Here is a 19696-nt window from a genome sequence, read left to right on the forward strand (position 1 = left end):
CGAACCACGAGACAACGTTGTCAGGAGGAGTCGCCGGTGGCAGATCGCGCCAGCATCAAAGACGTCGCGGCTCGCGCCGGGGTCAGCTTCAAGACCGTCTCGCGGGTGGTCAACGGCGTCGACACCGTGCTACCCGAGCTGCGTGCGCGCGTGGAGGCCGCGGTCGTCGAACTCGACTACGTGCCCAATTCCGCCGCGCGATCACTGAAGTCGGGGGCGGGCAACGCCATCGGCATCGTGATCGACTCCATCGACGACGTGTTCTTCGCCTCCCTGGTCCGCGAGATCGAGGACAGGGCACTCGAACTCGGGCTCGCCGTGATCGTCGGCAGCACCGGCTTCGACGCCGGCCGGGAACGCGACCAGCTCATGCGGTTGGCCGGGCAGCACGTGCGCGGCATCATCCTCGCGCCGGTCGGCGACCACGGCGACTTCCTCCTCCCGCGGCGGTCCACCCTGCCGGTCGTCACCGTCGACCGCTCGGTCCCCGGGTTCGACTCGGTCACCGTCAACGACTACGCCGCAGCCACCGACGCCGTCGAGCGTCTCGTCGCCGCCGGGCACCGCAGCATCGCGCTCGTGGGGCTCGACGAACGTCTGCAGACCGCGCGCCGTCGCCGCGACGCCTTCGTCGACACCCTCGCCCGCCACGGCATCACCCCGCAGGCGCGCTTCATGCCGGAGGTGGCCCACCACGCCGACGCCGTCCGCCCGGTCGTCGATGCCCTGCTGACCCAACCCGATCCGCCGACGGCGCTGTTCGTGTCCAACGCGCGTCACGCCACCTCGGTGGTGTCGGTGCTGCACGAGCTCGCCCGTACCGACGTCGCCATGATCTCGTTCGGCAGTTTCGGGCTCGCCGAGGCCGTGGCGCCGTCGATCACCTGCATCGACCAGGACCCGCGCCACATCGGGGCGCTGGCCTTCGACCGTCTCGTCGCGCGTTTCGACGACCCCGACGGTCAGGCGGTCGACCTGCGCGCCGACACACGTCTCATCGCCCGTGCGTCCGACACCCTCCCCGTCGCCGGAGGTCGGGCATGACCGCGCGTCTCGTCGCCGGCCTCGACCTCGGCAGCACCGGTGTGAAGATGCTCGTCGCCGACGTCGACGGCAGCGAGATCCTCATCGAGTCACGACCCACGCCGTGGCGCAACGGTCCCGGGGGCACCACCGACATGGACGCGGCCGCCCTCGAGGCCGTCGTGGTCGACCTGATGTCCGCGGTCGCCCGCCGCCTGCCCGACGACACCCGCATCGAGGCGGTCGCCGTGTCGGGGATGGGGGAGACCGGCTTCCTCGTCGACCCCGCGGGCGCGGTGGCAGCCCCGGCCTTCGCGTGGTTCGACCCGCGCGGTGGCGCCGAGATGGCCGCACTCCCCGAACACCTGCGTGGCGACTTCCCCGCGCACACCGGTCTCCCGGTCGGGGCCCAGGTCTCGGTGGCCAAGATCGCCCACCTGCGCACCGAGGGGCTCGACCTCACCGGTCTGCGCTGGTTCAACCTGCCCGAGTTCGTGGTCCGCATGCTCGGTGGCGCCGAGGTCGGCGAGTACTCGCTCGCGTCGCGGACCGGCCTGCTCGACCAGGACACCGGTGGCCCGTGGACGGCGCTGCTCGATCACCTGGGGATCGGCGACGACATCCTTCCCGCCCTGGTCGACGCGGGCACCGACCTCGGGTCCGCCGACACCGCCTGGCTGCCGGCCGCGTTCACCGGTGCGCGACTCACCGTCGCCGGACACGACCATCTCGTGTCCGCCGAGGCCGGCGGTGCGATCCCGGCCGACGGATATCACGTGTCCATGGGCACCGCGGAGGTGCTGCTGCGGGTGCTCGACGAACCCCCGTCGGCCCAGGCCCGGGCCCGCCTCGCCGAACATCTGATCAACGCGGTGCGCCATGTGGTCCCCGGCAAACACGTGCTCGTCGCGGGGGTGAAGACCGGCCTGATCATGCGCCGCACCCTGCAGATGTTCGACATCTCCGACCGCGACGGACGCGATCGTCTCGACGACCGGGTGTGCGCGCTGCCCCAGGACGCACTCGCGCACGGCGGGATCGAGGTGACCGGTGCCCGCAACGACGACGGCGTGTTGTCGCTGACCGTGCGCACCGACGGCGTCAGCTCGGCGGAGATCTTCGCCGCGGTGGTCGAGCACGGCAACGACGAGATCGTCCGACTGATCGCCGCCCTCGACCGCGAGATCGCGCCGGCCCGCTCGACCGTGCTGACCGGTGGATGGAGCGGGATGCGCTGTGTGCGCGACGCCCGCGCGCGCATCCTTCCCGCGGTCACCGTGTCGACGCGCAGCCAGGACACCGCCTACGGCGCAACCAGATTCGCCGCACGGCTGCTCGCTCCACACCTCCTCGCCCCACACCTCATGGCCACCGACGCCGTCGTCTGACGCCCGAACCCGACACACCAGAACCCCACATCAAGGAGAGATCACCGTGAACGAACTCACCACCATCGAGAAGCGCGGCATGGCCGCGATCTCCACCGCCGAGGGCAACATGCTCATCGTCGCCGGCGATCAACGCAACGGCATGAAGGCCGTCATGACCGATGCGCCCGACGGTCCCGGCTCGGTGACCGCACCCCAGTTGGCCGACGCCAAGGCCGATCTCGTGCGTCACCTGGGCAACCACGCCCCGGCGATCCTCCTCGACCCCGAGGTCGCGCTGCCCCGGATCGTCGACGACGGGACGCTCTCGCGAGACACCGCACTCGTCGTCGGCATGGACGCCTCGGGCTTCGAGACCATCGACGGCCTGCGCCACACCCGTTTCGTCGACGGCGTCACCCCGCGCACGGTCCGCGACCTCGGCGGCGACGCCGCGAAGATGCTCTGGTACCTGCGCCCCGACCGCCAGGGACTCGATTCGGTTGCTGCCCAGTCCATCCGCGACCTCACCGCCGCGGCGACCGCGGAAGGTGTGCTGCTCATCGTGGAGATCCTGACCTACCAGCTCGAGAACGAGAGCGACGAGGACTACCGCGCCGCGTTCGGCGGCCTCATCGCCGAGTCGGCGCGGCTGTCGGTCGCCTGCGGCGCCAAGGTGCTCAAACTCCAGTACCCGGGTTCGGCGCAGGCGTGTGCCGCGGTGACCGAGGCCGCCGACGGCGTGCCGTGGGCCGTGCTGTCGGCCGGCGTCGATCACGAGACGTTCGTCGAGCAGGTCCGCATCGCGGTCGACAACGGCGCCGGTGGCGCCATGGCCGGACGATCGTTGTGGAAGGACTCGATGGCCGTCTCGGCAGCCACCCGCGCCGACCTGCTCACCCATCGGGCCCTGCCGCGTCTGCGTGAGCTCGCCGATGCGGTCGACCATCGGGTGCCCGCCCTCGCCTGACTAGAGTTGGCCGGGATGAACCTCCTGGGTGTCGACGACGCCGTGACCCGATGAAGGCCCGGACCGCCGAACACCCGCGGCCGGACTTCACCCTGCTGCACCTCAGCGACACCCACCTCGTGGCGGAGGGTGTGCTCTACGGCGACGTCGACAGCGGTCGGCGGCTGCGCGAGATCCTCGCCGACATCGGCAGCTCGGGTATCCGACCCGACGCCCTGGTGTTCAGTGGCGACCTCGTCGATCGCGGGGAGGCCACGGCATACGACGCGCTGCGCGCCATGGTCGAACCGATCGCCGCCGAGATCGGCGCCACGGTGGTGTGGGCGATGGGCAACCACGACGACCGTGCCCAGTTCCGCAGCCACCTCCTCGACACCGAACCCTCGAGCGCACCGGTCGACCTGGTCCACGACATCGACGGGCTCCGGGTCGTCGTGCTCGACACCACGGTGCCCGGGTACCACCACGGCGAGATCACCGACGCCCAGCTGGCCTGGCTCGCCGATGTTCTCGCGACCCCGGCCCGGTACGGCACCGTCCTGGTGATGCACCACCCGCCGATCCCTGCGGTACTCGACCTGTCGGTGCTCGTCGAGTTGTTCGATCAACGCCGACTGGCCGAGGTGGTGCGCGGCAGCGACATCCGCACCATCCTCTCGGGGCACCTGCACCACTCGACCAGCGCCACCTTCGCCGGGATCGGGGTGTCGGTGGTGTCGGCGACGAGCTACACGCAGGACCTGGCGATACCGGTGGGCGCGATCCGTGGTCGTGACGGCGCGCAATCGCACAACCTCGTCAGCATCTACCCCGACACCGTCGTGCACTCGGTGGTCCCGATGCGCGGTCAGTCGTCGGTGGGCGAGGCGGTCTCGGCGACCGATGTGGCGCAACGGCTGCGCGACCACGAGGTCACGATCGTCGACAGCGCACGCAGTCGTTCAGAGCCGGCTCAGGACTCCCACTCACCGGCGATCGGGAAGTAGCGCTCGAGGAAGTCGGTGACCGTCGCGGTGCGCACGTCGAGATCGACCTCGGGGAAGCTGCCGTCGTTGAGGCAGAAGAAGTCGACCGCCCGCTTGGGCAGCAGCTTGCCCATCGCCCGCAACCCCGACGCGGTCGTGGTGTCGATGTAGCGGACCTTCGCGCCCCGCTGCACCACGGCCTGACCGGTCTGCAGCGCGTAGTAGTGATAGAGCGAGTTGGTGACCGAGATGTTCTCGCTCGACCGGAAGGCGCTGGCCGCGGTGGCGGCGAACTCCTCGGGGAACTCCTGCTCCATCTGTGCCATCACGCTCTTCCGCAAGGGTGTCGCGACGTGTTCGAGGTGTCGTGTGGTCACCGACCCGAAGCGTTCCCGCAGGATCCGCCGGTTGACGCGGGCGGCGTTCTCGAAACCACTGCGCTCGTTGTCGTTGTGACCCAACCCGATTCGTACGGCACCCTCGACGAACATGCTGATGCCGCCTGGGGAGAAGAACATGTCCGGTGACACCGGTCGCGCGAAGAACATGTCGTCGTTGGAGTACAGGAAGTGCTCGGACAGGCCGGGGATGCGGTGCAGCTGCGACTCGACCGCCTGCGAGTTGTGGGTCGGCAGCACCGAGGTGTCGGCGAAGAACTCCTCGCTGCGGACGAAGGTCACGCGCGGGTCGTCGGCGAGCCAGGCCGGCCGGGGGGAGTCGGTCGCGACAAAGATGCGGCGGATCCACGGTGCGTACATGTGCACCGACCGCAGTGCGTATTTCAGCTCGTCGATCTGTCGGAACCGGGCCGCGGAGTCGTCGCCGGAGCCCACCACGTAGTTCTTCATCCGCTTGGCCCGCTGGGCCTGGAACTCCGCGGACGACCCGTCGACCCAGGAGAAGACGATGTCGATGTCGAACCCGATGTCGGAGGCATGGGCGTCGAACATGTCCTCGATGGTCGGCCAGGTGAGCCCGTACCGCTCGACGGTCCCGTGGACGGCCTCCGAGGCCGGTATCGAGCGACGGGTCAGCGAATTGACCACGGGTGCGACGATGTCGGCGTCGGTGAACGACCAGAGCTCAATCTGGACCGCACCCGACGTGCCGTAGTGCATACCGCTCGTCGGCTCGACGCGGGGTCGGTGCACGCGCAGGATTCGTGCGTCGGCGACCGTCGAGAGTCCACCGTCGGCGACCAGTCGCAGACGGGACCCGCGGATGTCCATTGCCTTGGCGTAGAACGGTTCTCGCGCACATCCGGCGGTCAGCGCGGCGCGCAGTTCGGGACCGCGGGTCACGTCGACGGCCAGCACCGGTCGGTCGTCGTTGCCGCGGACCAGCAGGTAGCCGATGTCGGCGGCGTCGAGGACTCCGCGGACGAACAGCAGGTCGGCGATCGTCGCCTCATGGGGGGTGGTGGTGACGTTGCGCAGCGCCAGGCGACCGCGGAACTCGACGATGTCGTCACGGTCACGGAGTCGGGCGACGGCGCCGGAGGTGCTGTCGGACAACGGTAGTGACGAACCCGGGTCACGGGGGACGAGTCGGAGTTCGGAGGTCGGTCGTGACGAGATGATGGTGATCCTTCCCAGGTGGCGCAGTACCCGGGCAGGAGCCGATGCGTGTTTCCCCAGCATACGGCACCTGACGAGCAGGTGACGACGCGGTGAACACGCGCCTACGGCGTCTCGCGCAGCAACGGGTTGAGCACCGCGATGGCGCCGGCCTTGTCGTACGGCTCGTTTCCGTTGCCGCACTTGGGTGATTGGACACACGAAGGGCATCCGCTCTCACAGCGGCAGTCGGTGACCGCGTTGCGGGCGTCGACCTGGGGGCGGTGGCGGCAATGGAACCGGTGTCGGCGGATGACCGGTGACCGGAGTCCGTCTGCGTGGTCTCAGCACCGATGACATCGGTGTGGCGTGTGGTGCTGCGACGGTGATCACCGCGCTGTCGGATGTCGCCATCAGTCGGTGTCGTACCGACGGTGCGGCCGTCGCGGTCGTCGCGGTCGTCGCGGGCGTGCGGGTCGATCTCGGACCCTTCGGGAGCCCGCGCAGCGGCCAGGGCCGGCCCGACGGAGTGATCGCCGACGAATGTTCAGGAGCTCGACCTGAACAGGTGTTCGATCGAACTATCGGTCGTCATGTGCTGATTTCCTCAGGAACGCCGCCACCGACGCGAAGGCGTTCTCGATGCGGGCAATCGACTCCGCTCGCGCCCCGGCGTTGCGCTGCGACGGATGCGGCGCGGCGACAACACGGCGTAGAGGTTGTCGACTCCGCGACGTCTGGTTCATGAAGCCGAGCATCGCCGGCCGGCCAAGGGTGATCACGACCTCGATACGGGATGCCACCACGAGGAGTTCGTCGAGACACACCGCGGCCGCGCGAAGGTCGCCGGCCGACGGCGACGTCGGATGGCCGGCGGCGTCGAGCACCGCCCACGGCACGACATTCCACTTCAGGCAGGCCGACCGTGGCACGCCCGCCGCCGCGCGCAGACGCGACAGCAACTCGTTGCTGCGATCCGGGTTGTCCTCCGAACAGAACCCGGTACCCCCTGCTCGCACCGTGCTCGGTGCCGGCGACTCCATGAGGATGAGCACCCGCGCATCGACGCCACCGTCGTCGGGGTCGAACCACGGGACGAGCTGTTCCGGCGCTTGGCCGCGCCATGTGTCGACAAGCGCATTGAGCGGTTCGACATGAGCAGCGCGAATGCGCTCCGATTTGGCCGCGATGATCATGACGTACTCCCTCGTCGATTCTGCGATGGTCGACATCGCGGTCGGTCGTATCCGAGGATGAAGCCATGAGCCATCGGCACCGTCGTTGACCGACCGCGAGCGCATCCCCACCCCACTGCTGAAGAAGCGCCTTCCGTCTGGCCGCGGCGCAATGTTGCAACCCAACGCGACAGGTGACGGCGAGGCGCAACTCACCGCGAGGTTCTGGGCACTGGTCATCGTGACCGGAATCGTCACCGGCTTCTTCGGTGTTCTGCTCATGCTCATCCTGTTCACCGTCGAGCATGCCGCGTTCGGGGTGAGCAGTGACGGTCAGGGGTTCTCGGCCGCGGTCGCCGCCGCCGACGGGTGGCGCCGCGTGACCCCGTTGCTGATCGGTGGCGTGATCGCCGGCGTCGGGTGGTTCCTGTTGCGGCGCTTCACCCCCGGCCGGAAATCCGAGGCCGACGAGGTCCTGTGGACCGGCGAGGGCCGCCTGTCGTTCCGACGGAGTCTCGGTACGTCTGTGTTGTCGGAGATCGTGATCGGTCTCGGTGCGTCGCTCGGGCGCGAGGCCGCGCCGAAGTTGATGGGCGCGGTGTCGGGCAGCGTCGCGGCGGAGTGGGCCGGGATGTCGGCGGCGCAGCAGCGGCTGCTCGTCGCGTGTGGCGGCGGTGCCGGGCTGGCGGCGGTGTACAACGTGCCGCTCGGCGGTGCCCTGTTCGCCGCTGAGGTGCTGATGGGCGCGGTGGCGCTGCCACTGGTGTTGCCTGCCCTGGCGTGCGCCGCGACCGCAACGGCCGTCGCCTGGGTGTACCTCCCCGAACACGCCACGTACCTCGACATCCCCGAGTATCGGTTCGACCTCCGACTGCTGGTGTGGGCCGCAGTCCTCGGGCCGATCGTCGGGATCGTCGCTGCCGGATACATCCGCGTCATCGGATGGATCTCGCACCATCAGGCGCGGGGCCGCTGGGTTCTCATCGCGCCCCTGATCGCTTTCGCTGTGCTCGCCGGTGTCGCTGTGGCCTTTCCACAGCTGTACGGCAACGGCAAAGGAATGGCCCACGACGCGTTTGTGGGCGTGGGCAGCATCGGGTTGTTGGTGGCGCTGGCGGTGCTCAAACCCCTCGTCACCGCACTCTGCCTGGGTGCAGGGGCGTCCGGCGGTCTCTTCACCCCGGTGATGAGCACCGGCGCGGTCCTCGGCGCCGCGCTCGGCATCGCATGGAGCCAGGTATGGCCGGGGAGTCCCATCGGGGCCTATGCGCTCATCGGTGCGGCCGCCATGATCGGCGCCGGGATGCAGGCCCCGCTCGCGGCACTCGTGTTGGTTCTCGAACTCACCCACAGCGGTTTCGGGTTGATGGTGCCGATGATGGTCGCCACCGTCATCGCCACCGCCATCACCCGGTGGATCGACGGCTACTCGATCTACACCGCCCGGCTGTCCTCGGCCTGAGACAGACCACCGCGCCGCGTGCGATGTGCAACCCTGGACCACATCCCGAACTCGTGCAGACCACGCGGGTTCCTCGTGATCGCCGAGGAGAACCATGTGGAACAAGCGAGCCGACACCCGTGTACACGAGGTCGATCCCTACAACGCCGAACCGTCACCGGCCGCGCTGGCCGCGGAGTCGCTGACGGCCGACGACACGTTTTACAGCCGCAATCACGGCCCCATCCCGGACATCGATCCAGCGCAGTGGCGACTGACCGTGTCGAACGGTCGCGGAGCGACCCGCACCTTCTCGTTGGACGAGATCCGACGCGACTTCGACGAGATCTCGACCGTCGCGACGTTGCAGTGCGCGGGTAACCGCCGAGCCGGGCTCATCGCGGTGCGCGACATCCCCGGCGAGGATCCGTGGACGCAGTGCGCGACATCGACCGCGCGGTGGAGCGGCGTTGCCCTCGCCGACCTACTCCGCGCCTGCGATGTCGCCGACAACAGCACAGATCACGTTGAATTCATCGGTCCCGATGTCTCCGATCTGGCAACACCACCGCAGCGGTACGGCAGCTCGATCGAGCTGAGCAAGGCGATGTCGCCGGGGACAATGCTCACCTGGGCAATGAACGGGCAACCCCTCCCACGGCTGCATGGCGGTCCGATCCGCGTGGTCGTACCCGGCTACATCGGCGCCCGCTCGGTCAAGTGGGTCGACAGCATCACAGTACGAGAAAGCCCGTCGGACAACTGGTTTCAACGAGTCGCCTACCGGGTGCTGCCCGTCGACGCCGACCCCGACACAGCCGGACCCGGCGACGGCATCTCACTGTCGTCAGTTGCCCTCAACTGCGACTTCCTCTACCCGGACCCGGCCACACCGATCGACGCCGCCGAGGTCCTGGTAGGCGGGTACGCCTTCGCCGGAGACGAACGGGGCATCTCGCGGGTACAGGTGTCGACCGACCAGGGGGCGACGTGGATGGAAGCGGACCTGGCACAGCCGCAGGGACCCTGGGCATGGCGCCGCTGGTCGGCAGTCGTCGCCCTCGACGCTCCCGCCGTGGAGTTGTGTGTCCGCGCCTGGGACGACGCGGCCGCGACGCAGCCCGCCTCGGCCGCCGAGCTGTGGAACCCGAAGGGCTACGTGAACAACTCCTGGGGGCGACTCACACTGCACCGAGACCGAGACCGAGACCGAGACCGAGACCGAGACCGAGACCGAGACCGTGACCGAGACCGAGACCGAGACCAGACCACAACGTGAGCTTGTAGCCTCACAACGTTGCTCCCTCTACCCCTGCTGATGGTTCGCGCCGAGACTGGATGAACGAGCACCGCCACTCGCTTCCACACCCTGCGGACCCGGCATTCGACGCACCGCGTCGATTCGGCCTCGCAGTGCCGCCCGCGCGTGTTCGGGCACATCACCCCGAACTGGGGCAGCAGGACGGTTCCATGCCGCACATCCTCAGAATGTTCTCAGTATTGTTGTGCTGCAACACATGTCGAAGTTCTGGTGTAGCGTCGCATCATGACCGTAGACAAGTCGCATCCCGATTCCCGCCGCCAGGGTGGCTGGCTCCCCGCTGAGCAGGACGACCTCGAGCAGTGGTTGCGGGGGCACAGCGAGAAGGCCGAGTCGGCCGATGGCCGCGTGGTACACCCGGTCATCGTCGAGTTTCAGGAGCTGATCGACGCGGATCCGGTGGTCCGTATGTACCTGGAGAAGATGATCGAGCAGGTCCCGACGGGGCAGGACCTACCGCGACCGACACGTACAGGATCTCCCCCAGTTGTTGCGTCTGATCGACGAGGTCCTCACCGTCGCACCTGAATACGGTCCCAACTCCGTCGTCACACCTCTCGGCGCTATTCTCGATTGGTCGATGGGAACCGCCGCGGGACATTCCGCGTTCCGCGACCCCCGCGTGAACGCCATGCTGAAGAAGATCTTGACGGCCTGGTGCGAGTTCCTGAGCAGCCCCGGTTCGCGGTACGTCCTTGACGACTCTCCCTCGGGATGGCTCTGTCAGGAGGCGCGCGACAAGATCGGGTTCGATGAGTTCGAACACAACCCCGATGACGAGCATGCGGGTTTCTCGTCATGGAACGATTTCTTCACCCGGACCTTCACGCCCGGAGCACGTCCCGTCGCCGCCCCCGACGACGACTCCGTCATCGTCAGTGCGTGTGAGTCCACGCCCTACCGCATCAGTAGCGATGTCTCACTGCGTGAATCGTTCTGGGTCAAGGGTCAGCCGTACTCGCTCGCCGATCTGCTCGACAACGACCCGTCGGTGGACGCGTTCGACGGCGGGACCGTGTACCAGGCGTTCCTCAGTGCTTTCAACTACCACCGCTGGCACAGCCCGGTCGCGGGCACCATCGTGAGCACACGACTCGTCGACGGCACCTACTTCTCCGAAGCCGACGGCCAAGGCGACGCGCTGCAGCCGACCTACTCCCAGTCGTACCTCGCGCACGTCTCGGCGCGGGCGATCATCGTCATCGACGCCGACAACCCGGTGATCGGGCGCATGGCGTTCGTCGCCATCGGGATGTCGGAGGTGTCGTCGTGTCTGATCTCCGACGACGTCCGTCCCGGGGCACACATCGGCAAGGGCGACGAACTGGGCTACTTCCAGTTCGGCGGCTCGACACACTGCCTCGTTTTCCGGCCGGGCGCCATCAGCGAGTTCGCCCTACGATCCGTCCCGCAGACCAACGACCCGCACGCTCCGCTGGTCCGTGTGAACTCCCACCTCGCCACCGCCGCACCCCGCCCACAGCTGTCCTGACACTCTGACTCGCCCGAACATCTCAGGAGGCCACGCCGTTCGACTCGGGTTGATCGCGGCGCTCCGTACTGCCGGACCGCCACAATCCGTGGTTGTGGACGATGAGCTATGGTGCGATCGTGGCCCTGAGTTCACGCATGCCGGATCTGACCGCCTTCGAGGTTCTCACTGCTGTCGCTGCCGGCGGCAGTCTCACCGCTGCTGCACATCAGCTGAATCTGACACAGCAGGCCGTCTCTGCTCGCATCCGCTCGATGGAGGCGCAGACCGGAGTCCAGATGGTCATTCGAACCAGCCGTGGTTCCACCCTCACCCCCGCCGGTCGCGTCGTGGCGGAGTGGGCCGACGGGCTTCTCGACACCGCTCACCGCCTCGATTCCGGGTTGGCCTCGCTCCGCACGGACGCACGCGCGCACCTTCGGGTCGCGGCGAGCCTGACGATCGCCGAACAGCTCCTACCTCGGTGGTTGATGTCGCAGCGAGCCGAGTCGATCCGGCTCGGCGTTGCGCCCCCGGAGGTGACGCTGGTGGCATCCAACAGCGAGCAGGCGATCGCCGCCGTACGCGACGGAGACGTAGATCTCGGCTTCGTCGAGAGTCCGGGAACACCGAAGGGAGTGCGCAGCCGCATCGTCGACCACGACGAACTCGTCGTCGTCGTCGCGCGGGCGCACCCGTGGGCGAGGCGAACGCGTCCGGTGACGGCCGAGGAGTTGAGCACGACGTCCCTGGTCACCCGCGAAACAGGCTCGGGGACACGCGACTTTCTGTCCTACGCCATGCGTCTGGCGCTCGGTCCCACCCATCCGCAGGCTGCGCCCGCGATGGAGATGACCACTGCCTCGGGCGTCCGATCCGCAGTCTTGGCAAACGCCGGCCCGGCAGTTCTGAGTCGCCTGTCGGTGGCCGACGACCTCACACTCGGTCGGCTCGTGGCCGTCGCCACCGACGGCATCGGTCTCCGCCGTGACCTGAGAGCCGTGTGGATGGGCGGCCGGACTCCCCCTGCCGGGGCGATCCGGGATCTCGTCGGGCACGTGGCGGCGTCACGAAGCTGACGCGGCCGCGCAGATGCTTCGCCTGGACGGCGCCACCCGTGGTCGGACGCGAGGCGCCGCACCGCCGAGGACTCGACGGGTACCCCATGGGGGTATAGATTCGATGGCATGCAGATCGGGACCGCCGCAACGGGCACAGGGGTATCGCCTCGTGGCACGCGGCGACCGGTCGTCGCGACCTTCTATGTCATGGTCGTGCTCGCCGTACTCGCGACGATCCGACTGTGTTGCTGCGTCGACGGCACGTCAGCGCAGCAACCGGAGAGCGCGGTCGCCCTCGCCGCGTCCCATCAGGCGGAGTCGGCGGCCACTGCCGTACCGAGTGTGCGCCGCGCGCATCACGAGACAGCTTCGGCACCCACCGCCCACTGCTCGAACCATTCGACGGTCGACCTGGCGATCCCCACGGGCGCGGCCGTCGACCACCACGACCCGGCCGTCCTCGCCACACGCGCACTTCCGGCCGATGAGGTGACGCCTCCGTCCTCGCGACGAACGCACAGCTCGCGTAGCCCTCCGACGACCGGCGTGACAATTCTCCACGACAAGAGTGTTCTACAGATCTGAGTGACGCCTGCGGCACGTCGTCTGTTCGACGACACCGCCCACCAGGCCGGCCTGCGCTGCGACATCAGCCGCTGCGCGCACTCATCATCTGGAGAGACTTCATGAACACCTCGAACATCACCACGCGTCCGGTCAGTCGGCGAACCTTTCTGGGAGCTGCGGCCATGGGCCTCACCGCCGCCGCCGCCGCGTGCGGCACGCGTGCGGTCAGTCCGGTCGACGCGCACCGGGTCGACAAGAGTGCGATCGATGCCGCCGAGGCCCGACGACCGCACACCGGACGGACGGTCTCGTACACCCTCGATCCGCGGCGAACCGACATCGATCTCGGCGGCCCGGTTGTGAACACCTACGCATACGGCGACACCATTCCGGGCTCGGTCATCCGCGCCAATGTCGGCGACGAATTGTCGATCACCACGCGCAACGCACTGACCGACGCGACATCGGTGCACTGGCACGGAATCGCATTGCGCAATGACATGGACGGAGCGGCACCGGCGACTCCGGACATCGCCGCAGGCGACGCCTTCACCTACCGCTTCTCGGTACCGGACTCCGGAACATATTGGGCGCATCCGCACGTCGGATTGCAGAGTGACTTCGGCCTCTACGCTCCGATCATCATCGACGACCCTCGTGAGCCGCACGATTACGACACGGAATGGATCGTGGTTCTCGACGACTGGACCGACGGTGTCGGGAACAGTCCCCGAGACATCCTCACGTCGCTTCAGAAGGGCGGCATGTCCATGGGCGGCATGTCGGGAGGCTCGACGAGTGGGGTCGGCACGAGCGCTCTCCTCGGTGGCGACGCCGGAGACGTCGCCTACCCGCTCTACCTGGTCAACGGGCGAATCGCCAACGCGCCGACGACATTCACTGCTGCGCCGGGACAACGAATTCGTATCCGCATCATCAACGCCGGTGCGGACACCGCCTTCCGTGTCGCACTGGGTGGGCACCGGATGACCGTGACCCACACCGACGGTTTCCCGGTGACACCGACTGACGTCGACGCGCTCCTGATCGGGATGTCCGAACGCTACGACGTGGTCGTCACGGTGAAAGACGGGGTATTCCCTCTGGTGGCGTCTCCAGAGGGGAAGACCGGCACCGCTCGCGCGCTGCTGCGCACCGGCGCGGGGGCCACACCCGCGGTGAACGTTCGTCCTGCCGAGTTGGACGGATTCGTCGGTACCGTCGACACCTTCGTCGCCACCGACGACGTCACATTGCCCACCGGCCGCGAGGACGCCGCACTGCAAGCGATACTCGCGGGCACCATGAGCAAGTACCAGTGGACCATCAACGGGCGGGTCTACGAGCAGATGGAACCCATCATGATCACCCAGGGCCAACGGGCCAGCCTCACTTTCACCAACACCACGACGATGTGGCACCCGATGCATCTGCACGGCCACACATTTCAGGTTCGACGACCCGACGGCACCCCTGGCCCGCGCAAGGACACCGTAGCCGTACGTCCGGGCGAACGCGTCGTCGTCGATCTCGTCGCCGACAACCCCGGACAGTGGATGCTGCACTGCCACAATGCTTATCACCAGGACGCCGGAATGATGACCCGCCTGGACTACCGAATCTGACCACGAACAGGATCTGATATGAACGCCATAGAACATGCTCTACGCCTGACCGGCTCGATGACCTGGGAGATCCTCTGGGCGCTGGTTCTGGGATTCCTCCTCTCGGCCGTCGTGCAGGCGGTCGTCCGCCGCGGAACCGTGGTGCGGCTCCTCGGCGACGACAGCCCTCGATCCCTCGCCACCGCGACCGGTTTCGGCATCGCATCGTCGTCCTGTTCGTACGCAGCGGTGGCACTTGCGCGCTCACTCTTCCGCAAGGGGGCGAATTTCACCGCCGCCATGACCTTTCAGATCGCGTCGACCAACATGGTGATCGAGCTCGGGGTGATCCTGCTCCTGTTGATGGGGTGGCAATTCACGGCGGCCGAATTCATCGGCGGGCCGGTGATCATCGTCATCGTCGCATTGCTGTTCCGCAGGCTCCTGACGACGAAGCTGATCCGAGATGCGGCGGAGCAGGCCGACAAGGGCCTGTCCGGCTCGATGGAAGGCCATGCGGCCATGGACATGTCGGTACGGCGCAAGGGCGGGTTCCTCCGCCGGTTGGCGTCGCGCGAGGCCGCGACCTCGGTCAGTCACGTGTTCGTGATGGAATGGGCGGCCATCTGGAAAGACCTGGTGATCGGACTCCTCATCGCCGGCGCAGTCGGAGCCTGGGTCCCCGACAGCTTCTGGCAGGGATTGTTCCTGGAAGGACACCCCGTGCTCGCAGCGATCTGGGGACCCTTGATCGGTCCCATCGTCGCGGTGATCAGCTTTGTCTGCTCGGTCGGCAATGTGCCACTCGCCGTGGTTCTGTGGACGGGTGGGATCAGCTTCGGTGGGGTGATCGCGTTCGTCTTCGCCGATTTGCTGATCCTGCCCATCCTCAACATCTATCGGAAGTACTACGGCTGGCGCATGACCATGATGATCGCGGGGACCTTCTACGTCGCCATGGTCGTCGCGGGATACGTGGTCGAACTCCTCTTCACGCCGACGGGACTGGCGCCGAATCGTGCCGACGCCCATCTCCCCGACGCCGGGATCAGCTGGAACTACACCACATGGCTGAACATCGTCGCCGTCATCGTCGCCGTCGGCCTCGTCGTGAGATTCTTCCGCAGTGGCGGGCGTGGGATGTTGTCGATGATGGGCGGCGCTCCGAGTATGGAAGGCTCCCAGCATGGCCATTGATCCCCGCGGTGTCGACCTGAAACGCTTTCTCGCCGAGGATCCCGGCGGTCCCGTCGTGATGCTCGACCTCTTGCGCTTCGCCGAGGGTGGCCGCGACGACTACCGGTTACCTCGCTACGCACCACGGCGTTGGTGGAAGCAGTTCTCCAGGCTACGACCCCACGGAACCCTCTCTCTGACACAGACTGATCGGGTTGGCCGTCTCTCGCGTGCGACAACGCCGATTTGTGAGGTCACAAGCAGCTGCCCGTAGCTGAGGGGTCTGTCGTCACCTGACACTGATCGTCAGGCCATCGACTCGATGGCTCCCACCTGACGTCAGGAACACCCTTCATGAAATCCGGTCCTCTGCGCGCTGTGACCGCAACGGTCGCCACCGCGTCGATTGTTCTTCTCGCCGCCTGCTCGACCTCATCGACGAACACGGCCACGTCGTCGACGGCGGCGACATCCGCGTCGACATCGGCCGACACCACCGCGCGCGACGCGGCCCCCCAGGAATCGGGACTCATCGTCTATGTCAGCAGACATTCCTTCGGTGACACGGTCAGCGCGCTGCGGCAGCGCATCTCAGACAAGGGAACCGTCACCGCCACGGTCGACTTCGCAGCGTTGGCGAGCAAGATCGGCAAGCAACTGCGGCCGACGACAGTCGTGGTCGGAGGAAATCCACGCGCGGTCGCCCCGGTGGTGGCGGCCGATCAACGGACGGCGATCGATCTGCCGCAGAAGTACCTCGTCTGGCAGGCAGCGGGTGGCACGGTCTTCGTCGCCTACAATTCGGCCGATTACATCGCGCAACGCGCCGGGCTGGCGGTCAGCTCGGGACAACTCGACGCACTGCGGACCGGATCGGCGGCCATCACCTCCGCGGCAACGGGCTCGACATCGGCCGCGGCGGGCGGCAGCGTCACATCGACGTCGGTTCCGTATCTGGTCGAGAAGGTGAGCAACGCGTCGGTCACGGAGTCGATCGCGCGATACGCCGCCGCGTTCACAGCCAAGCAACTGCCCACGGTTGCCACCGTGGATCTCGCAGCGGCGGGGCAGAGCGTGGGGGTCGCGTTGCGGCCCACGATGACGATCCTCGTCGGAAATCCCACTGTGTCGACCGCGCTGCTGTCGCAGCAGCAGACCATGGGGATCGATCTCCCCGTCCGCTACTCGGCCTGGCAGGACGTCGACGGCGTGGTCCATGTCGCGCACCCGGACTACCGCGGCCTGGCCGCTCGTCACTCCATACCGTCGACGAGCCCCGTGCTCGCCATGGTCGACACCGCCACGTCGACCTTCACGAGTGCGGCAGCCGGAACGGGAAACTGACTGCACCGCCTTCCCGTCACGAGTTCCCATCGACCAGTGCAGAAGCGCCCGGACACTTCTGCACTGGTCGATTTACGTGCGTATGGACACAAATGAAGTTTGTGGCCCCACAAGTCAGCACCATCTGGTGCCGCACGTGCCATCCGCCGACACTCGATGTATGACCACCACCGTGAACCTCACCTCGTCAACCGTCGCGCGCTCGGCGGACCGGTCGAAGTCGCATCGTCGCGCTCCGGTCGTGTTCGGGCACCTGGGTCGCCCTGGTCAGATGCTCGAGCACATCACCCCCAACTGGTACGCCTCGGTGATGGGGACAGGCATCGTCGCGAACGCGGCCGCCACCCTGCCCCTGCAGTTCACCGGCCTGCACACCTTCGCGACCGTGGTGTGGCTCATCGCGTCGACCGCGTTGGTCGCGCTGACCGTCGCCTTCGCTGCGCACTGGACGCTGCACCGCGGTCACGCCCGTGCCCACGCCGCACACCCGGTGATGTCGCAGTTCTACGGTGCACCGCCGATGGCGATGCTCACCGTGGGCGCCGGCACGATCACGTTGGGACCTGCGCTCATCGGCTCGAGCGCCGCGGTGTGGATCGACGCAGTCCTGTGGACCGCGGGAACACTGACCGGTCTGGCCACCAGTCTGTGGATTCCGTACCGGATGATCACCGCTCACGATCACGACACCGCCATGGCGTTACCCGCGTGGTTGATGCCCATCGTGCCTCCGATGGTGTCTGCGTCGACCGGCGCACTGTTGCTCGATCACGTCGCGGCCGGGCAGTCGCGGCTCGCGCTCATCGCCGCCTGCTATGCCATGTTCGGACTGAGCCTGTTCCTCGGGATGATCACCATGACGATGATCTACTCGCGCCTGGTCCACGGCGGCATGCCCGCCGTGCAGGCCGCACCCACCGTGTGGATCACCCTGGGCATGATCGGCCAGTCCATCACCGCCACGAACCTGCTCGGCACCCACGCCGCGACGGTGTTCGTCGGCAAGCAGGCCGTCATCGCGACCGGACTCCACATCTTCGGCATCGCATACGGCTTCGCGATGGGCGGATTCGGCATCCTGATGTTCGCCCTCGCCACCATGCTGACCATCCACGCCGCACGGCGCGGGCTGAGCTTCTCACTCACCTGGTGGAGCTTCACCTTCCCGGTGGGAACCTGTGTCACCGGTGCCACCGCACTGGGCACCGCAGCCGGCATCTCGGTCATCCACGCGATGGCCGTCGGCCTCTACGTCGTGCTGCTGACCGCCTGGGCCACGGTCGCCACCCACACCCTGCGCGGCACGATCAGCGGCAAGGTCTTCCTCCCCGCCTGATGGGCGAGCAGTAACGGGAACACCGAACTTCCCTTCGATGGAGATGACGATGAACGACGTACAACGACGACTGCGCCGCGAACGGCGAACCACACCGGCCATGTGGGCTGCGGCGACGATGGTGATGGCAGGCACAGCAACCGGCGGCGTCACCCTCGTGGCGCTTGCCGGCGGCGAAGTCATCTTCTGGATCGTGATGGCGGTGATCACCCTTGTGCTGTTCGGCTCGGCGTACGCGCTCCTGAGGATGGATCTGAGCGTGTCCCGCGATCCGGCGCTGCGTCGTGATGTCGTTCGCGCGCGTCGAGCGAAGTACCTCGGTGCTTACGGCCCGATTCGCCGATCGACCCGCACACGCTAGGCTGACGAACACGGTGATGGATCCCGCCGGAGCATCTGCTCGAACCGCCACACGGCTGATGGTTCCTACCCATGTCGATGATGGGTGGGCGCATGAGTCCTGGTGACAGGCGACGAGACCTCGAGAAGCTGCCGATCGACCCCGACTCCGGCGGTCGCGCGGGAGTCCCGTTCCACCTCCGTCCGGAAGCGCTCGGCCTGGTTCTGCTCGGGGGAGCAGCGGGAACAGCGGCACGGTACGGCATCGAACTCGTGCTGCCCCACGAAGGCACCGGGTGGCCGACCGGCACATTTGTGATCAACCTCGCCGGAGCGGCCGTTCTGGGCGGGCTCCTCGAGGCGCTCGCCCGTCTGGGGCCCGACTCTGGATGGCGCCGCCGAACCAGGGTGCTCGTGGGCACCGGCGTGTGCGGCGCATTCACCACTTACAGCACCCTGGCTCTCGAGGCGTCACTCCTCGTCCGCGATGGTGCAGCGGGATTGGCAGCCGGCTATGCCGCGGCGAGCGTGGTCGGCGGGATCATCGCCGCCTGGGCCGGCATCACCGCAGCCGCGTCTGTGCGACGTACAGCGGATGGCGACCGATGACACTGATGCTGACGATCATCGCAGGGGCCATCGGCGCGGTGTGCCGGTTCGTGGTCGATGCAGAGGTCAAATCCCGATGGGAGAGCACTGTCCCGTGGGCGACCATCGCGATCAACGTCTCGGGGTCTTTTTTCCTCGGGGGTCTGGCCGGCGCAGCGATCTTCCACGGTGCAGCACCCGGGTGGCAAACGGTGCTCGGGACGGGATTCTGCGGCGGTTACACCACTTTCAGCACAGCGAGTTTCGAAAGCGTCCGACTCATCCAGCAGCGGGCGCATCTTGCTGCGGCCGTCAACATCCTCGGCACACTCGGAGCGTCGGTCGCCGCATGCGCTCTGGGACTCCTCCTGACCTCCGCACTCTGAACTGTC

The 19696-nt window shown here is 67.4% G+C and carries 18 protein-coding genes, 1 pseudogene and 1 riboswitch; of the genes and pseudogenes, 17 read left to right on the top strand and 2 right to left on the bottom strand.

Annotated features, from left to right (window positions below):
• Nucleotides 1–36: 36 nt before the first annotated feature.
• The 4 genes from ASG12_RS04335 to ASG12_RS04350 are packed head-to-tail and all read left to right on the top strand — an operon-like array spanning nucleotide 37 to nucleotide 4346.
• The gene (locus ASG12_RS04335) at nucleotides 37–1044 is read left to right on the top strand and encodes a LacI family DNA-binding transcriptional regulator (protein ID WP_162243393.1); all 1008 of its coding nucleotides are present in this window, start codon (nucleotides 37–39) and stop codon (nucleotides 1042–1044) included.
• Complete coding sequence (locus ASG12_RS04340; protein ID WP_082501625.1) at nucleotides 1041–2411, top strand: FGGY family carbohydrate kinase; 1371 nt, start codon at nucleotides 1041–1043, stop codon at nucleotides 2409–2411. The genes ASG12_RS04335 and ASG12_RS04340 overlap by 4 nt, the downstream gene beginning before the upstream one ends.
• 46 nt (nucleotides 2412–2457) lie before the next feature.
• Complete coding sequence (locus tag ASG12_RS04345) at nucleotides 2458–3360, top strand: tagatose-bisphosphate aldolase (protein WP_156377912.1); 903 nt, start codon at nucleotides 2458–2460, stop codon at nucleotides 3358–3360.
• 50 nt (nucleotides 3361–3410) lie between these two features.
• Entirely contained in the window at nucleotides 3411–4346 is a 936-nt protein-coding gene (locus ASG12_RS04350) for a metallophosphoesterase (RefSeq protein WP_055785601.1), read from the top strand.
• On the opposite strand, the gene ASG12_RS04355 is transcribed toward ASG12_RS04350, so the two are convergent.
• Nucleotides 4313–5965, bottom strand: a complete 1653-nt coding sequence (locus ASG12_RS04355) for a stealth family protein (protein ID WP_082501626.1) — start codon at nucleotides 5963–5965, stop codon at nucleotides 4313–4315. The genes ASG12_RS04350 and ASG12_RS04355 overlap by 34 nt on opposite strands.
• Before the next feature lie 497 nt (nucleotides 5966–6462).
• Entirely contained in the window at nucleotides 6463–7077 is a 615-nt protein-coding gene (locus ASG12_RS04360) for a uracil-DNA glycosylase (protein ID WP_162243394.1), read from the bottom strand.
• Between the two features lie 151 nt (nucleotides 7078–7228).
• Here ASG12_RS04360 and ASG12_RS04365 point away from each other — a divergent pair, with 151 nt between their 5' ends.
• From ASG12_RS04365 to crcB, 13 genes and pseudogenes are all read left to right on the top strand, one after another.
• Nucleotides 7229–8518: a chloride channel protein gene (locus ASG12_RS04365; protein WP_082501628.1), complete on the top strand. Its 1290-nt coding sequence runs from the start codon at nucleotides 7229–7231 to the stop codon at nucleotides 8516–8518.
• 94 nt (nucleotides 8519–8612) lie between these two features.
• On the top strand, nucleotides 8613–9776 hold the full coding sequence (locus ASG12_RS04370) for a sulfite oxidase (RefSeq protein WP_082501629.1): 1164 nt from the start codon (nucleotides 8613–8615) through the stop codon (nucleotides 9774–9776).
• A 267-nt stretch (nucleotides 9777–10043) separates the two neighbouring features.
• Entirely contained in the window at nucleotides 10044–10346 is a 303-nt protein-coding gene (locus ASG12_RS22210; protein WP_156377913.1) for a phophatidylserine decarboxylase associated domain-containing protein, read from the top strand.
• Nucleotides 10309–11310 (top strand): phosphatidylserine decarboxylase family protein, encoded by a 1002-nt coding sequence (locus tag ASG12_RS04380; RefSeq protein WP_268810433.1) that lies wholly within the window; start codon nucleotides 10309–10311, stop codon nucleotides 11308–11310. Before ASG12_RS22210 ends, ASG12_RS04380 begins: the two co-directional genes overlap by 38 nt.
• A gap of 119 nt (nucleotides 11311–11429) precedes the next feature.
• On the top strand, nucleotides 11430–12368 hold the full coding sequence (locus ASG12_RS04385) for a LysR family transcriptional regulator (RefSeq protein WP_055785617.1): 939 nt from the start codon (nucleotides 11430–11432) through the stop codon (nucleotides 12366–12368).
• Between the two features lie 668 nt (nucleotides 12369–13036).
• A complete protein-coding gene (locus ASG12_RS04395) occupies nucleotides 13037–14542 on the top strand; it encodes a multicopper oxidase family protein (RefSeq protein ID WP_055785621.1) in 1506 nt (501 codons plus the stop codon).
• An 18-nt stretch (nucleotides 14543–14560) separates the two neighbouring features.
• Nucleotides 14561–15718, top strand: a complete 1158-nt coding sequence (locus tag ASG12_RS04400) for a permease (RefSeq protein WP_055785625.1) — start codon at nucleotides 14561–14563, stop codon at nucleotides 15716–15718.
• Nucleotides 15708–15839, top strand: a pseudogene (locus tag ASG12_RS22315) (DUF1330 domain-containing protein); the annotation flags it as partial. The gene ASG12_RS04400 and the pseudogene ASG12_RS22315, both read left to right, overlap by 11 nt.
• A 236-nt stretch (nucleotides 15840–16075) precedes the next feature.
• Entirely contained in the window at nucleotides 16076–17041 is a 966-nt protein-coding gene (locus tag ASG12_RS04405) for a DUF302 domain-containing protein (protein ID WP_162243395.1), read from the top strand.
• Nucleotides 17042–17201: 160 nt separating this feature from the next.
• Nucleotides 17202–18377: a TDT family transporter gene (locus tag ASG12_RS04410; protein WP_055785631.1), complete on the top strand. Its 1176-nt coding sequence runs from the start codon at nucleotides 17202–17204 to the stop codon at nucleotides 18375–18377.
• Nucleotides 18378–18426: 49 nt separating this feature from the next.
• Nucleotides 18427–18738: a hypothetical protein gene (locus ASG12_RS04415; protein WP_162243396.1), complete on the top strand. Its 312-nt coding sequence runs from the start codon at nucleotides 18427–18429 to the stop codon at nucleotides 18736–18738.
• 3 nt (nucleotides 18739–18741) lie between these two features.
• Nucleotides 18742–18813: riboswitch (Fluoride riboswitch) on the top strand.
• A gap of 17 nt (nucleotides 18814–18830) precedes the next feature.
• A complete protein-coding gene (locus ASG12_RS04420; RefSeq protein WP_235456036.1) occupies nucleotides 18831–19325 on the top strand; it encodes a FluC/FEX family fluoride channel in 495 nt (164 codons plus the stop codon).
• Complete coding sequence (gene crcB, locus ASG12_RS04425; protein WP_055785637.1) at nucleotides 19322–19690, top strand: fluoride efflux transporter CrcB; 369 nt, start codon at nucleotides 19322–19324, stop codon at nucleotides 19688–19690. The genes ASG12_RS04420 and crcB overlap by 4 nt, the downstream gene beginning before the upstream one ends.
• Nucleotides 19691–19696: the final 6 nt, after the last annotated feature.

The organism is Williamsia sp. Leaf354 (genome assembly GCF_001424365.1).
GTDB lineage: Bacteria > Actinomycetota > Actinomycetes > Mycobacteriales > Mycobacteriaceae > Williamsia_A.